The organism is Streptomyces sp. NPDC026062, assembly GCF_055568375.1.
Map to the genome: position 1 here is coordinate 225,305 of NZ_JBVHOQ010000008.1, position 14,886 is coordinate 240,190.

Consider the following 14,886-nt stretch of genomic DNA (forward strand, 5'->3'; position numbering starts at 1 on the left):
GCCTCGACTTCCTTCCTCTCCTGCCGCCCGGAGGCCGCACGCATGCCACAGACGACGTACGAGAAGCCCGCCGCGGAGCTTCCTGATCCGCGGACATCGAAGACGGGCCGCGGGATCGTTCCCGTACTCGCCTTCGCGGGCATCACCGTCGCGGTGATGCAGACCCTGCTCGTCCCCGTCATCAAGGACCTGCCCACCCTTCTGCACACCGATCCGTCCAACGCGACCTGGGTGATGACCGCCACCCTGCTCGCCGGTGCCGTCGCCACCCCGATCATGGGGCGGCTCGGGGACCTCAACGGCAAGCGGAGGATGCTGCTGGCCAGCCTCGCCGTGATGGTGGTCGGCTCGCTGATCTGCGCGTTCACCGACGACCTCGTGATCATGATCGTGGGCCGTGCGCTCCAGGGCTTCGCCATGGGCGCGATACCCCTGGGCATCGGGATCATGCGCGACGAGCTGCCGCGCGAGAAGCTCGGCTCGGCGATGGCTCTGATGAGTTCCTCGATCGGGGTGGGCGGCGGACTCGCGCTGCCGGTCGCCGCCCTGGTCGCCCAGCACGCCGACTGGCACACCCTCTTCCTCGGCGCGGCCGGTCTCGGCGTGCTGGCCATGGGCCTGACCGTGCTGGCGGTGCCGGAGACCTCCCTGCGGGCACCCGGCCGGTTCGACGTCACGGGCGCGCTCGGTCTCTCGCTCGGCCTGGTTCTCCTGCTGCTGCCGATCACCAAGGGCAGCGACTGGGGCTGGACGTCCGGCACCACACTCGGTCTGATCGCCGCCGCACTCGTCGTGCTGGTCCTCTGGGGCCTGTTCGAGCTGCGCAGCGACGCCCCGCTGGTCGATCTGCGGACCACCGCCCGGCGCGAGGTGCTGCTCACCAACCTCGCCTCGATCATGGTCGGGGTCGCCTTCTACGCCGTCTCGCTGGTCCTTCCGCAGCTGCTCCAGCTGCCGGCGTCCACGGGCTACGGGCTCGGCCAGTCCATGGTGGTCGCCGGGCTGTGCGTGGCCCCGCTCGGCCTGACGATGATGTTCGTCGCCCCGGTGTACGCCCGGATCTCCGCCCGGTACGGCCCCAAGGTGACCCTGATGCTCGGCATGCTGGTCATCGCGATCGGTTACGGGGCGGGGCTCGGCCTGATGAGCGCCGCCTGGCAGACCATCCTGATCGCGGTGCTGCTCGGGGCCGGTATCGGACTCGCGTACTCCTCGCTGCCCGCGCTGATCATCGGGGCCGTCGACGCCTCCGAGACGGGCGCGGCGAACGGACTGAACACGCTGATGCGCTCGATCGGCACCTCGGTGTCGAGCGCGGTGATCGGCATGGTGCTGGCCAACACCTCGGTGCGGATGGGGCCGGTGTCGGTGCCCAGCATGGAGGGCTTCCGGATCTCGTTCATGATCGCGACGGGTGCGGTGCTGGCCGGTCTCGTCCTGGCGGCGTTCCTGCCGTCGCAGCGGACGGCCGCCGCCCCGGTGCTGCTGGCGAGCAGCGCGGACGACGCCGCGGCGCGCGCGGCCGGCGCCCCGCTCCCCGCCGTACCGCACCCCTTCGCCGGCTCCGACGGCTTCCGCGGCCGTGTGCTGGAGGCGGACGGGACACCGGTGGCCGGCGCCAATGTGACCCTCATCGACCGGAACGGCCGGCAGGCCGGGCTCACCACGACGGACGCCCTGGGCCGTTACGCGCTCGCCGCCCCCGGCAGCGGCAGCTTCGTCCTGGCCGCGTCGGCGGCCGGATACGCGCCGCGGGCCCGGCCCGCTTCGTACCCGGCGGCCGGGGCGCGGACCGCGACCGATCTGGTGCTGACGGTCAGCGCACGGGAGCGTCGAACCGCGGCACGGTCGTGAGCAGATGAGAGACGTCCGTCCCCACCGGGAGTTCCCTCGGCTGCGTGCCGCGGGTGAACAGCCGGGCGGGACGGGCGCCCTGCACCCGGGCCTGGCGCCCGTCGACCCGCAGCCATGAGCCCTCGCGCAGCCCGAGCACGGGGACGTCGTTCTCCTCCAGGAACTCGGTGAGCCGCTCCTCGCGGGTCTCGCCCTTGTGGGTGCTCTCCGGGTCCGGGTCCAGGTAGTGCGGGTTGATCTGGAACGGGACGAGGCCGAGCGTCTCGAAGGACGGCGGCTGCACGATGGGCATGTCGTTGGTCGTACGGAGGGTGGGCGCCGCCATGTTCGTCCCGGCGCTGGCCCCCATGTAGGGCAGGCCCTCGCGCACCGCCTCGGTGACGGCGTCGCGCAGCCCGGTCCGGTGGAGCGCGCTCAGTAGCCGGAAGGAGTTGCCGCCGCCGATGAACACGGCGTCGCACGCGGCGAGTCCGGCGACCGGGTCGGCGTTCTCGTGGATGCCGCGCACGCTGATGCCGGCCGGCTCCAGGGCCTCCCGGACGCGCGTGGTGTACGCGGTGTAGTCGGCGAGCGCGTAGGGCACGAAGGCCAGCCGGGCGCCCGAGGGCAGGAAGGCGGTGACCGTGTCGAGGGCGTGTTCCAGGTAACCGCAGCCGTGCTGGGTGGAGTTGGAGAGCAGGAGCAGATTCACGGGGTTCCTCTTGGGGTTCTCTGCGGGTCGGTTCGTGCGGGTACGAAGGCGCTGTTCCCGGGTCAGGCGGCCCGGGTGCGGCGGGCCTTGGGCTTCGGGCGCTGCGGCGGGTGGGTCAGACGCTTCTCCAGCAGGTCGGCGGCGCTCCGCAGCGCGTCGACGCGGTTCTCCGGCGCGCCCTCGAACCGCTCCTTCGCACCGCCCAGGCTGAGGCTTCCGTACGGTTCGCGGCCCAGGAAGACCGGCACGGCGACGGTCGCGATGCCGGTGTCGTACTCGCCGACCGTCCAGGCGTAGCCCTGGGCCCGGACCTTCAGGAGCTCCTGCTCCAGCAGGTCCGGATCGGTGACGGTCCGGTCGGTGAAGCGGGCCATCGGGCGCCCCCGGAAGAGCCGGTGGCGCTGCTCGTCCGGCAGGTAGGCGTAGTACGACTTGCTGGTCGCCCCGGCGTGCGCCGGGTAGAGCTCGCCGACCAGCGGGTGGTAGCGCAGCGGCCCGGCCTCGCCCTCCTCGGCGGCCACGCACCGCATGTGGAAGCTGTCCGGCAGACAGAACAGCACGGTGTCGCCGGTGACCCGGCGCAGCTCCTCCAGCACGGGCCCGGCCAGCAGCTCCAGCGATCCGGAGCGCTCCCAGAGCCTGCCCAGGCGCAGCACGGCGGGGCCGATGCGGTAGCGGCGGGTGGCCGGGTCGGAGACCAGGAAGCCGCGCCCCGCGAGGGTGGCGAGCAGCCGCTGGGCCACCGAGGTGTCCCAGCCGAACTCCTCGGCGATCTCGGTGACGCCCCAGTCGGGCCGGGTCCGCTCGAACGCGAGCAGCACCAGAAGTGCCCGGTCGACGGTTTGCAGGGCTCCGGCAGGGGTGCGCCGGTCCAGATCGAAGTCCGCCATCGTCATCTCACCCATCTCACCATTCAGACCCGAATTGCAGATAACGGGAAACAGTTGCGTTCAACGCTATCGGATCCCGAATCTGCTCTCAGCACCCCGTCCGGCGCCCCACTCCCTGCCGGGCGCCGGACGGGCGTGACGGATGAGCGAGAAAGGCCCCCCATGTTGAAGTACGTACTGGACGTCGTCGATCTCCTCGACGATCCCCAGGCCAGTGGCAAGACGGTCGTCGGGTACCTCGACTCCGTGGCTGGGGCCGAGGGCTCGTCCGCACAGGTCACCACAGTCACCGGGGAGCGGGGTTCGACGGACTTCGTGATGGTCCGCATCCCCGGTTCCCGGGGGCGTGCGGCCGGTGGCTCCGCCCGCACCCTGGGCGTTGTCGGGCGGCTCGGCGGCATCGGCGCCCGACCCGAGGTGACCGGCATGGTCTCCGACGCCGACGGCGCGGTCTCGGCCGTCGCCACCGCCGCCAAGCTGCTCGACATGCGCCGCCGGGGCGATGTGCTGCCCGGCGACGTGATCGTCGCCACCCACATCTGCCCGGACGCCCCGACCGAGCCGCACGACCCGGTGCCGTTCATGGGCTCGCCCGTGGACATCGCCACCATGAACCGCCACGAGGTGACCGGCGAGATGGAGGCCGTGCTCTCCATCGACACCACCAAGGGCAACCGCATCATCAACCACAAGGGCCTCGCCCTGTCGCCCACCGTCAAGGAGGGCTGGGTGCTCCGCGTCAGCGAGCAGCTCGGCGAGCTGCTGGCCGTGGTGACCGGTGAGCCGTTGGTCACGTACCCGGTGACCACCCAGGACATCACCCCGTACGGTAATGGGGCACACCACATCAATTCGATCCTTCAGCCCGCCACCGCGACGGCCGCTCCGGTCGTCGGCCTGGCCATCACCTCGGCCGCCGCGGTGCCGGGCTGCGGCACCGGCGCGAGTCATGAGAGCGACATCGCGTCCGCCGCCCGCTACGCCGTGGAGGTCGCCAAGGCCTACGGCGGCGGCCACCTGGACTTCCACGACGCGGTGGAGTTCGACAACCTCGTCAACCGCTACGGGTCGCTGGCTCACCTGCAGACCTTCGGCCGCACACCCCAGGAGTCCTGATGGCAGCCGCCCCGCAGGCCGACGCCGTGGTCCACGAGACCAGGAGCATCGGCAGCGACGACTACTCGCTCTCGCGCGTCCCGCGCGAGAAGCGGTTCGGATTCTGGTCGATGCTGCTCCAGTGGCTGGCCCAGTCCGGTTCGATCTCGCAGTTCACGCTCGGCGCCACCATCGGCGTCGGCATGACCTTCGGCAACGCCTTCCTCGCCTTCACGCTCGGCGCGGTGATCCTGGAGGTCGTGATCTTCGCGATCGGCCTGGCGGGGATGCGCGAGGGTCTGGCGACCCCGATGCTGACCCGCTGGGTGGGCTTCGGCCGCAACGGCTCCGCCCTGGTCAGCTTCGTCATCGCGGTCAGCCTGGTCGGCTGGTTCGGCGTCCAGAACACGATCTTCGGCAACAGCGTCTCGGCGCTGGTCGGCGGACCGTCCTGGATGTGGTGCGTGCTCGCCGGGATCGCCATCACCGCCCTGGTGATCTTCGGCTTCAAGTACATGGCCAACTTCGCGAAGATCGTCACCCCGCTCTTCTTCGCGATGGTCGCCTGGTCCGTCATCACCACGCTGAACGACCACTCGCTCAGCGACCTGATCCACTCGCCGCCGCCCGGCGACACGATCCCGCTGGCCGTCGCCGCCACCGCCATAGCCGGCGGCTACATGACGGGCGCGATCGTCTCCCCGGAGATGACCCGCTACAACAAGAAGGGCTCGCACGTCTTCCTGCAGAGCGCTTCGTCGATGATCCTCTCCGAGTACATCGTCGGACTGACGGGCGTGCTGCTGGGCCACCTGGTCAAGAGCAACGAGGTCTCGCACATCGTGCTCTCCACCTCCGGCGCCTTCGGCGTGATCGTGGTCCTGATGTCCACGGCGAAGATCAACGACTGGAACCTGTACGGCTCCTCGCTCGGCGTCGTCAACTTCTTCCAGGTCGTCTTCGGCAAGCGCGTCCACCGCGGCGCGGTCACGATCGTCCTCGGCATCGCGGGCACGCTCCTGTCGGCCGTCGGGATCATGACCCACTTCACCGAGTTCCTGACCATCCTCGGCGTCGCGATCCCGCCGATCGGCGGGATCATCGTGGCCGAGTACTGGGTCGTGAAGAAGATGCGCAAGCCGCTGGACGACACCAGGGAGTCCGAGACCCTGCCGAAGTCCTCGCCGACCTGGGTCCCGATGTCGATCGCCATCTGGATCGCGGCGTTCTGCGTCGGCAAGTTCTACGACGGCGGCATCCCGGCCCTGAACTCGCTGGCCACCGCCTTCGTCCTCTACAGCGTCCTCGGCCTGCTGGGCTGGGTGAAGCCGTACGGCACCTCCGCCCTGGACGACTCCGCCCCGGACGACAAGGACGCCGCCGTCCCCGCCGCCCGCACCGCCACCTCCGTGGGAGCAGCATGAGCACCGTCCCCGACCCCGCCGCACCCCTGGTCCCGGCCTCCGAGGAGGCACAGGCAGAGGTCGTCGCCCTCTGCGCCGAACTGATCAGGTTCGACACCTCCAACCCCACGAGCAACGAGCGCGCGAGCGCCGAGTGGGTCGTGGGCCGCCTCGCCGAGGTGGGCATCGCCTCGGAGCTCGTCGAGTCCGCCCCGGGCCGGGCCAGCGTCATCGCCCGGATCGCGGGCCGCGATCCGGGACGCGGGGCCCTGCTGGTCCACGGCCACCTGGACGTGGTGCCGGCCGACGCATCCGAGTGGCAGGTGCCGCCGTTCTCCGGCGAGATCCGCGACGGCTACCTGTGGGGCCGGGGCGCGATCGACATGAAGGACACGGTGGCCGTGATGCTGGCCACTGCCCGCCACTTCGCCCGCACCGGCACCACCCCCTCGCGCGATCTGGTCCTGGCCTTCCTCGCCGACGAGGAGGCGGGCGGCAAGTTCGGCGCCCACTGGCTGGTCGAGCACCGACCGGAGCTGTTCGCAGGGGTCACCGAGGCGATCGGCGAGGGCGGCGGTTTCTCCTTCGCCCTCGACGACACCCGGCGCCTCTACCCGATCGAGAACGCCCAGCGCGGCATGGCGTGGATGGAGCTCACCGCGACCGGCCGGGCCGGCCACGGCTCGTCGCCCAACGACGAGAACGCGGTCACCGACCTCGCCGAGTCCCTGACCCGGATCGGCCGCGAGACCTTCCCGGTGCGGCTGATCGAGCCCGTCCGCGTCCTGCTGGAGGAGGCCGCCCGCCTGTACGGGGTGGAGTTCGACGAGAACGACATCGAGGGCAGCCTCGCGAAGCTGGGCCCGGTCTCCGACTTCATGCAGGTGGTGCTCCGCAACTCGGCGAACCCCACCATGTTCGACGCCGGTTACCAGACCAACGTCATTCCCGGAAAGGCCACCGCCCGCGTCGACGGCCGCTTCCTGCCCGGCCACGAGCAGGAGCTGATCGACACGATCGACAGGCTGCTGCTCCCCTCGGTCACCCGGGAGTGGGTCAACCACGACATCGCGATGGAGACCACGTTCGACGGCCCGCTGGTCGACGCGATGTGCGACGCGGTGCGTGCCGAGGACCCGGACGGCCACCCGGTGCCGTACTGCAACCCCGGCGGCACGGACGCCAAGGCCTTCACCCACCTCGGCATCCGCTGCTTCGGCTTCAAGGGACTCAAGCTCCCGCACGACCTGGACTACGGGCGCCTCTTCCACGGCGTGGACGAGCGCGTTCCGCTGGAGGGGCTGCGCTTCGGCGTCCGCGTCATGACCCGGCTCTGGCAGAGCTGCTGATCCGGGGGCCGGTCACGGCGGGAGCGCGGGGCCGGGCAGTGTGCTGCCCGGCCCCGCGCTGTCGTCCCGTCGCGCGGTCAGCGGCGCATCAGCGCGAAGATCCCCCAGCCGAGGTATTCGCGCTGGTAGCGCGCGTAGAGGGCGGGCTCGGTCGTGAGCTCGGCCCGTACCTCGGCCGCCAGTTCGTCATCGGGATTCCCGTCGAGCCAGCGCCGGAGGTTGAACCACTGCGCCCCCCGGTACCGGTCCCAGCTGTCCTGGTCGGCCAGCAGCATTTCCACGACGTCGTAGCCGAGGCCGCCGAACCGCTCGATCAGCTCCGGCAGCGGCAGGAAGTCGTCCGGACCGCCGGACAGGCAGGCTTCGGCCGTTGCCCGGTCCGGCACCTCCCGGCGCCAGTACGGCTCGCCGATCAGCATCAGACCGCCGGGGCGCAGGCTGCGGGCCAGCAGCTCGACGGTGCCGGCCACCCCGTCCCCGATCCAGGTGGCACCGACGCACGCGGCGAGGTCCACCGGCTCCTCCGAGACATGGCCGACGGCGTCGCCGTGCACGAAGGTGACCTGGTCCTCGACACCGAGTTCCGCGGCGCGGGCGAGCGCCGCCGAGGTGAACTCCGTGCTGATGTCCACCCCGGTCCCGGTGATCCCGTGGTCACGGGCCCAGGTGCACAGCATCTCGCCCGATCCGCTGGCGAGGTCGAGCACCCGGTCCCCGGGCGTCAGGTGCAGCGCCTGCCCCAGCGCGGCGAGCTTGCCGGGGGTGAACGGGTTGTGGATGCGGTGGCTGCTTTCGCGAATGGTGAAGATGCGTGGAAGATCCACGAGAGGGGTTCCTTAGGCTCGATGAGGTCATGGAGTTCACGGAGGACAGCCGGCCGGAACCGGCGGCCGTTGCTCGGGCCGTCATCGAAATACACCTCATCGTGAACGCCGGAACCGTGAACCGGGCCGCCGTGGACCTTCCGTGTCGCCGTCTCCACCGATTTGGCGGCCACCCCGCGCACGACCGCCGTCCCGCCGTACGGCACGATGGGGCGCCGTCGAACCGCCCGTCGCGCATCCCGTCCCACCAGGAGGAACCCCCGTGGCCGCCGAACCCAAGCCGGAGATTCTCGCCGCGTTCCAGGCCGCCAAGGGCTTCATGCCGGTGGTCGAGGGGCTCGCGCTGTACGCCGCCGCGGAGGAGGCCGCCGCACTCGGCCTGCCGCTGCTGGAGGTGGGCACGTACTGCGGGCGCTCCACCATCCTGCTCGCCGACGCCGCGCGCTCGGCAGGTGTGACGGCCCTCACCGTCGACCACCACCGGGGCAGCGAGGAGCAGCAGCCCGGCTGGGAGTACCACGACCCGACGGTCGTGGACCCCGAGGTGGGCCGGATGGACACGCTGCCCACGTTCCGCCGGACGCTGCACGCCGCCGGCCTTGAGGAGCACGTGGTGGCGCTCGTGGGCCGGTCGCCGCAGGTGGCGGCCGTCTGGGGCGGGCGGCTCGGCCTTGTCTTCATCGACGGCGGTCACACCGACGAGCACGCGAGCGGCGACTACGAGGGCTGGGCGCCGCATGTCGCGGAGGGCGGGCTGCTGGTCATCCACGACGTGTTCCCGGACCCGGCCCACGGCGGCCAGGCCCCGTACCGGATCTATCTGCGGGCGCTGGCTTCGGGGGCGTTCACCGAGATCTCCGTCACGGACTCACTGCGCGTGCTGCGGCGTACGGGCACGGGGATCTGACCTCGGCGGATCGGCGCGCCCGTACCGGCACCGGCACCGGCACCGGCACCGGAATCCGAGCGCCCCGGACAGCACGTGGGCGCCCGGATAGCATCGCCGGGTGCGCCACCACGAGAGTGTTCCCCCCACGCCCCCCGTGCCTCCCACGCCCCGCCGCCCCGCCCTGGCCGCCGCCGCGGCGCTGACCGTGCTGTCCCTGGGCGTCGCCGGCTGCGGTGGCGGGGGCGCCGCGCAGGCGGGGCCCGGGAAGGACGGCGACGTGGCCCCCTCCTGGACGGCCCCGCCCCCTGCCTCGCCCTCGCCCGCGCGCACCAGCGCGTCCCCGCGGGCGAAGCCCGCCTCCCCCTCGGCGCCCGCCCCGGACCTCCCGTCCGGGCCGCTCTCCGGGAAGACGGTGGTCATCGACCCCGGCCACAACCCGGACAACCGTCTGCACACCGCCGAGATCAGCCGTCAGGTGGACATCGGGACCACGCACAAGGAGTGCGACACCACCGGCACCTCCACCAACTCCGGTTACGCGGAGGCCCGGTTCACCCTCGATGTCTCACACCGGCTGCGGACGCTGCTCCGGGCGCAGGGCGCGAAGGTGGTCCTGACGTACGACGGCGACCGGCCGTACGGGCCGTGCGTCGACGAACGGGCCCGGATCGGCAACAAGGCCGGGGCCGACGCGGTCGTCTCGGTGCACGCGGACGGTTCGGCTCCCGGGAACCGGGGCTTCCATGTGATTCTTCCCGCATCGGTACGCGGCGGCGGCGCGGACACCTCGAAGATCGTGGGTCCTTCGCGCGATCTGGGCACCCGGATCGCCGGACTCTTCGTCCGCGCTACCGGAAGTGCTCCTTCCAATTACATCGGCGGCAATACCGGCTTGGACACCCGCAAGGATCTCGGCGGACTTAATTTGTCGACCGTGCCCAAAGTCTTCATCGAATGCGGCAATATGCGTGACCCGAAGGATGCTGCCCTGCTCACAAGCGCGGGCTGGCGTCAGAAGGCGGCCCAGGGCATCGCGGACGGCATCAGCAGCTACCTCAAGGGGTAGTGAAGAGGTGGTTCTGCGATGAATTCGGGAGGATGCCCGCCCAAGGACCGGGCAGGGACACAACCCGTCCGATCAGACGATAGATTCATCCGTACGATGGGGGGCCGCTCCCGAGCTTCGCGCCGTACCCGCCACAGCGGTGGCAGCGACGACCGCCCCGACGAGACGACCGACTAAGGACCTTCACGTGAATATCCGCTCCCTCACTCGAGGCGATGGCGTGGTGATCGGAGCAGCGGTCGTGCTGTTCATCGCCTCTTTCCTCGACTACTTCGACTACGGAAGCACCAGCGTCGACGCGCCGAACGCCTGGGACTCCCTGGGTAACGCGATCGGCGTCTACATGGTCGGCGTGGCCGGTGCCGTGCTGATCGTGCTGTCCCGCTCGCAGCCCCAGCCGCGCAAGGTCCTCGGTCTCGACCTCGCCGCATTCGGCGTGGCCGCCACGGTGTTCACCGCCTGGAACCTCTTCTGGACCATCATCGACCTCGGCCAGATCGACGCCGGTGCCGGCCTGATCCTCGGTCTGATCTCCTCGCTGGCGCTGGCCGGCGGCGCGGTCGCCTCCCCGCTGCTCCCGGCCCTCAAGGGCCCGCTGGCGGGCGCTCCGAAGCCGCAGGCCGTGCAGCCGCCGTACGGCGGCCAGCCGGGCCAGGGCTACGGATACCCGGGTGGCCAGCAGCAGCCGCCCTACGCCGGCCAGCCCCAGGGCCAGGGCCAGGCACCGTCCTACGGCGGTCAGCCGCAGCACGGACAGCCCGACCCGCAGCAGGGTCAGGCACCGGCCCAGCAGGCCGCGCCCGCCGGTGACTTCACCCCGTTCTGGTTCGCGGTGCCGGTGGCCCGTCCGCTGTTCGGCGAGGACGGCTCGCCGTCCCCGATCGCCGAACTGGCGCCGGGTACCTGGTATCTCGCGGTCGAGCAGAGCGGTCCGGGCCTCATCGCCCAGACGCAGGACGGCCGTCGTGGTGTCCTTCAGGACACCACGGGCATCCAGCGCGGCTGACAAACCCGCGCACGCACCACCGACAGCGGCCCTCCGCCCCTTCCGGGCGGGGGGCCGCTGTCGTACCCTCCGGCTATATCTGATGCATCGTCAGAATCGGTGGGAGGCAGCGGAATGCGGCTCGGACTCGCTCTCGGATACTGGGGCCGCGGCCCGAACCCGGCCCATCTGGACCTCGCCCGCGCGGCGGAGGAGCTGGGATACGCGTCGGTGTGGACGGCGGAGGCCTGGGGCTCGGACGCATTCACCCCGCTGACCTGGATCGCCGCCCACACCTCCCGCATCCGGCTGGGCACCGCCATCGCCCAGATGGCGGCCCGCACCCCGACCGCCACCGCGATGCACGCCCTCACCCTGGACCACCTCTCCGGCGGCCGGATGATGCTCGGCCTCGGGCTCTCCGGACCGCAGGTCGTGGAGGGCTGGTACGGGCGCCCGTTCCCCAGCAGCCCGCTCACCGCCACCCGCGAGTACGTCGACGTGGTCCGCCAGGTGCTCCGCCGCGAGGCGCCCGTCGCCCTGGACGGCCGGTTCCACACGCATCCGTACAGCGGCCCGGACGCCACCGGCCTCGGCAAGCCCCTGAAGCCGATCACCCATCCGCTGCGCGCCCAACTCCCTTTGCTGCTGGGCGCCGAGGGGCCGAAGAACATCGCACAGACCACCAGGATCGCGGACGGCTGGCTGCCGCTGTACTGGTCGCCGCTGCGCACCGATGTGTACGAGGCCTCCCTGAGCGGGCTTCCCGAGGGGTTCATGATCGCGCCGATGGCGCGTGCGCAGGTCTGTGACGATGTCGCGGAGGGGCTGCTGCCGGTCAAGGCGATGCTCGGCTTCTACATCGGCGGCATGGGCGCCGCGGCCCGCAACTTCCACGCGGACCTGATGGCGCGGATGGGCTTCGAGGAGGAGGCGCGGCGGATCCAGCGGCTGTTCCTCGAAGGCCGGAAGCAGGAGGCGGTACTGGCCGTTCCGGACGCGTTCGCCGACGAGATCTCGCTTGTCGGTCCCCGCGAACGCATCGCGGAACGCCTGGAGTTGTGGCGCAAGGGCCCCGTGACCGATCTCCTCGTGACCGCGCCGGACCCGCACACCCTGCGGGTGCTCGCAGAGCTGAGCCAGTAGGACCCGGTCCGCTCCGTCCCGGACGCCGGGAGCCGCAGGGTCTGCCCTTCCGGACGGCGCGCCCTGCCCCCGGGTACCTCGCGCCGGAGCGCGCTCGTCGGGTACACAGGACGGGTCCGGACCCCGCGCCGAAAGAAGCCCCTTGCACGGTCACGAGGACGCCCGGTCCACCGGCCCCGCCCGCGCCCGCACACCCTTACGCGAGGCGCCGCCGCAGGGTCTGCGCGCGCTGCAGAGCACGGTCGGGAACGCCGTCGTCCTCCAGATGCTCCATCAGACCGGTACCTCGCAGACCGGACCGGCGGACGAACAGGTGGTGCAACGGGCTCCCGCCGACGAACTCGTGCAGGATCCAAGGGACTTCCTCTCCCGGTCCGCTCTCGCCCTGGACTTCACGATCGGCATCAAGAGCCGCACGCCGGACCTGCCCCTGAACCAGTCGGGGTTCGTGAGCCGCATGAGCACGGCGGGCTGGGACCGGCACTGGTTCGTCCTGGTCCCCGACACCCGGCGCTCCCGGGAGGGCATGCCGGCCTTTCTGCTCACCCCCGCGGTGGAGAAGTACGTCGCGGCGTACGGCGACGACCCCCTGCTCGCCCCACTCGCCGGACACGCGGCGCTGCCCCCGGTGCTGCCGGACCAGGAGTATCTGGCCTCTTCGTACGTCCCCTACCTGACCGGCATCACCTCGGACCCGGACACCTCGGTCGGACACACGGAGATCCCCCGGGACGCCGGAAACCAGGGCCACGGTTCGGAGTTCGTGTTCACCGCCACGATGAACGGCTGCGCCTTCGCGGTGACGGGTGTGAACGACGACCACTTCACCGCCTGGCACTACCAGTCCCCGAGCGCCACCTCCAACAGCGGCCCCGCCAGGGAGTTCCGCCAGGAACGCTCCCCCACCGACTGGTTCGGCGCGGAGGAGTACGAAAGCGCGGACCAGAGCGGCCTGTTCGAGACGACGAACCTGCTGTGGAACAGCCCGGCGGGCTGGCAGGTCATCAGCCAGGAGACGCACGTCAACGCCTTCGACATGAACGACGCCAGGATCGCGGGAGTCCGGAGCCGCCAACTGAACCTGGAACCGGGCCAGGAGGCGGCCTACACCGCGCGCATCTACGGCGGCCTCGCACGCACCCAGCTCAAGAGGCTGATGCGGCTGCTCCAGCAGGCCCGCAACTCCGTCGGACCCAAGGCCCATCTCGATGCCCTGGAGAAGTCGGTGTTCAAACCGCTGGAGATCGCCATGGCGAGCGAGCCGCTGGAACTCGACGGCGCGGACGGATTCGGCCGGCTCGCCCGTGTCGCCGCGGAACTCATCCAGCGGCGCGCGGACGTCCTCGACGACGTACGGCTGTGGGGCGAGAGGAATCTCGGGAGCAAGGCCATGACGCACAGCGGTGTGTTCAACTCCCGGATGGACGAGCAGAAGCTCCTGGACCGGCAGGAGAGGATCGACCTGCTCCTCACCGAGTTCGGCGGCTTCTCCTGGCTCAACGGCCTGCTGGACGAGGCGGCCTCCCGCGCCACCGCATCGGCTTCATCGGCGCCCGGGGAACAGGAGCAGGCCGCTCAGGGCGCTGTCTGAGCCCCGGTGTCCGGGCGGCCACCGGGGCTCCTCGTCACGACGGACGAAGACGCGGCGGTCAGAACCCGAGGATGCCCGCGCCCACCATGCAGGCGACGGCGCCGACGGCACAGACGTCTGCGACCCGGGAGACCGTGAACGTCCGCACGACCCGGGCTTCCTTCGCACCCTTTCGCCCTCGCCGGACCTGCCTCTCGATGCGCGCGGCAGCGCGGTCCGCCGAACCGACGAAGTTGTCGATGATCGATCCGCCGAATCCGGTGGCGTAGATCTCGTCTCCTGTCCGTGTGATCAGGTTCAGCGTTTCCCCACCGCCACCCCGCACCTCGGCGACAGCGCCGAACGGGACTGCGTAGGTGAACAGCGGATTGACAACCGTCACGACAGAGGTTCCGAGTTCGATGCGTGACCCCATGACGCGTCGGCTGAGCGCGATCATGAAGAGACACGCCGCCACACCGGACAGCGGTCCGCCTTCGAGGCTGTCGGTGAGGCTGATGAGCAGACCGACCGCGACCAATCCGAAACCCACGGTCACGACCCAGGACAGGATCCTGAACCACGTCCTTCGCAGGACCTCGTCCTCACGGCTCTTCGACACCAGTGTGTTCCTTTCCTGAATGTGCACGCGTGTCAGCGCGCGGACCGGGTGGGTGAGCACTGCGTCTCACCCACCCGGGTGGGGTTCCTTGATCAGCAGATGCCGGCGTAGGCGCCGAGGCTGGCGCTGCCGGAGCCGCAGAATCCCGTATTGAATGCTGAATCGCCCCGGGTTCGGTAGAGATCTCAGATTGTGGTTGTGACCTGGGGTTTCGTGAGTTCGGTGTAGTAGTTGGTTTCGTACTCGACGGGCGGGATGTGCCCTATCTCACCGTGGAGCCGACGGTGGTTGTACCAGTCGACCCACTCGGCGGTGGCCAGCTCGACTTGGGAAAGTGTCTTCCAGGGCCGCTGCGACTTGATCAACTCGGTCTTGTACAGGCCGATCGTGGACTCCATCAGGGCGTTGTCGTATGCGTCGCCGACGGATCCGATGCTTGCGGCGATGCCCGCGGCCTCGAGGTGCTCGGCAAGCTTGAACGATGTGTACTGCGACCCGGCAT

The 14,886-nt window shown here is 70.6% G+C and carries 14 protein-coding genes; 9 read left to right on the forward strand and 5 right to left on the reverse strand.

Annotated elements, in window-relative coordinates; translation table 11 throughout:
- Positions 1–42 precede the first annotated feature (42 nt).
- Complete coding sequence (locus tag ACZ4LX_RS10150; RefSeq protein ID WP_467634211.1) at positions 43–1,854, forward strand: MFS transporter; 1,812 nt, start codon at positions 43–45, stop codon at positions 1,852–1,854.
- Here the strand turns inward: ACZ4LX_RS10150 and pepE are convergent.
- Together pepE and ACZ4LX_RS10160 are read right to left on the reverse strand one after the other, a co-directional pair.
- The gene (gene pepE, locus ACZ4LX_RS10155) at positions 1,817–2,545 is read right to left on the reverse strand and encodes a dipeptidase PepE (RefSeq protein ID WP_467634208.1); all 729 of its coding nucleotides are present in this window, start codon (positions 2,543–2,545) and stop codon (positions 1,817–1,819) included. The two genes, ACZ4LX_RS10150 and pepE, sit on opposite strands and share 38 nt — an antisense overlap.
- Before the next feature lie 62 nt (positions 2,546–2,607).
- Positions 2,608–3,441, reverse strand: a complete 834-nt coding sequence (locus ACZ4LX_RS10160) for an IclR family transcriptional regulator (protein WP_467635655.1) — start codon at positions 3,439–3,441, stop codon at positions 2,608–2,610.
- 156 nt (positions 3,442–3,597) lie between these two features.
- Between ACZ4LX_RS10160 and ACZ4LX_RS10165 the strand changes: the two genes are divergently transcribed.
- From ACZ4LX_RS10165 to ACZ4LX_RS10175, 3 genes are read left to right on the forward strand one after another with little or no spacing between them, the layout of a single operon-like run.
- A complete protein-coding gene (locus tag ACZ4LX_RS10165) occupies positions 3,598–4,551 on the forward strand; it encodes a DUF1177 domain-containing protein (protein ID WP_467634206.1) in 954 nt (317 codons plus the stop codon).
- Positions 4,551–5,954, forward strand: coding sequence for a cytosine permease (locus ACZ4LX_RS10170; RefSeq protein ID WP_467634203.1), 1,404 nt, complete (start codon positions 4,551–4,553; stop codon positions 5,952–5,954). The genes ACZ4LX_RS10165 and ACZ4LX_RS10170 overlap by 1 nt, the downstream gene beginning before the upstream one ends.
- Positions 5,951–7,282: a M20/M25/M40 family metallo-hydrolase gene (locus ACZ4LX_RS10175; protein WP_467634200.1), complete on the forward strand. Its 1,332-nt coding sequence runs from the start codon at positions 5,951–5,953 to the stop codon at positions 7,280–7,282. The genes ACZ4LX_RS10170 and ACZ4LX_RS10175 overlap by 4 nt, the downstream gene beginning before the upstream one ends.
- 77 nt (positions 7,283–7,359) lie before the next feature.
- Here the strand turns inward: ACZ4LX_RS10175 and ACZ4LX_RS10180 are convergent, their stop codons facing one another.
- On the reverse strand, positions 7,360–8,106 hold the full coding sequence (locus tag ACZ4LX_RS10180; RefSeq protein WP_467634197.1) for an SAM-dependent methyltransferase: 747 nt from the start codon (positions 8,104–8,106) through the stop codon (positions 7,360–7,362).
- 319 nt (positions 8,107–8,425) lie between these two features.
- Here ACZ4LX_RS10180 and ACZ4LX_RS10185 point away from each other — a divergent pair, with 319 nt between their 5' ends.
- From ACZ4LX_RS10185 to ACZ4LX_RS10205, 5 genes are all read left to right on the forward strand, one after another.
- Positions 8,426–9,013: a class I SAM-dependent methyltransferase gene (locus ACZ4LX_RS10185; RefSeq protein WP_467635652.1), complete on the forward strand. Its 588-nt coding sequence runs from the start codon at positions 8,426–8,428 to the stop codon at positions 9,011–9,013.
- A gap of 100 nt (positions 9,014–9,113) precedes the next feature.
- Positions 9,114–10,061 (forward strand): N-acetylmuramoyl-L-alanine amidase, encoded by a 948-nt coding sequence (locus ACZ4LX_RS10190; RefSeq protein WP_467634193.1) that lies wholly within the window; start codon positions 9,114–9,116, stop codon positions 10,059–10,061.
- A 220-nt stretch (positions 10,062–10,281) separates the two neighbouring features.
- A complete protein-coding gene (locus ACZ4LX_RS10195; RefSeq protein ID WP_467634190.1) occupies positions 10,282–11,067 on the forward strand; it encodes a hypothetical protein in 786 nt (261 codons plus the stop codon).
- Between the two features lie 114 nt (positions 11,068–11,181).
- A complete protein-coding gene (locus ACZ4LX_RS10200; protein ID WP_467634187.1) occupies positions 11,182–12,192 on the forward strand; it encodes an LLM class F420-dependent oxidoreductase in 1,011 nt (336 codons plus the stop codon).
- A 142-nt stretch (positions 12,193–12,334) separates the two neighbouring features.
- Complete coding sequence (locus tag ACZ4LX_RS10205) at positions 12,335–13,783, forward strand: hypothetical protein (RefSeq protein ID WP_467634184.1); 1,449 nt, start codon at positions 12,335–12,337, stop codon at positions 13,781–13,783.
- 58 nt (positions 13,784–13,841) lie between these two features.
- Here the strand turns inward: ACZ4LX_RS10205 and ACZ4LX_RS10210 are convergent, their stop codons facing one another.
- Together ACZ4LX_RS10210 and ACZ4LX_RS10215 are read right to left on the reverse strand one after the other, a co-directional pair.
- The gene (locus ACZ4LX_RS10210; RefSeq protein ID WP_467634182.1) at positions 13,842–14,384 is read right to left on the reverse strand and encodes a hypothetical protein; all 543 of its coding nucleotides are present in this window, start codon (positions 14,382–14,384) and stop codon (positions 13,842–13,844) included.
- Between the two features lie 185 nt (positions 14,385–14,569).
- Positions 14,570–14,886: integrase core domain-containing protein (locus ACZ4LX_RS10215; RefSeq protein ID WP_467634178.1), on the reverse strand; the 317-nt coding region annotated here is incomplete at its 5' end.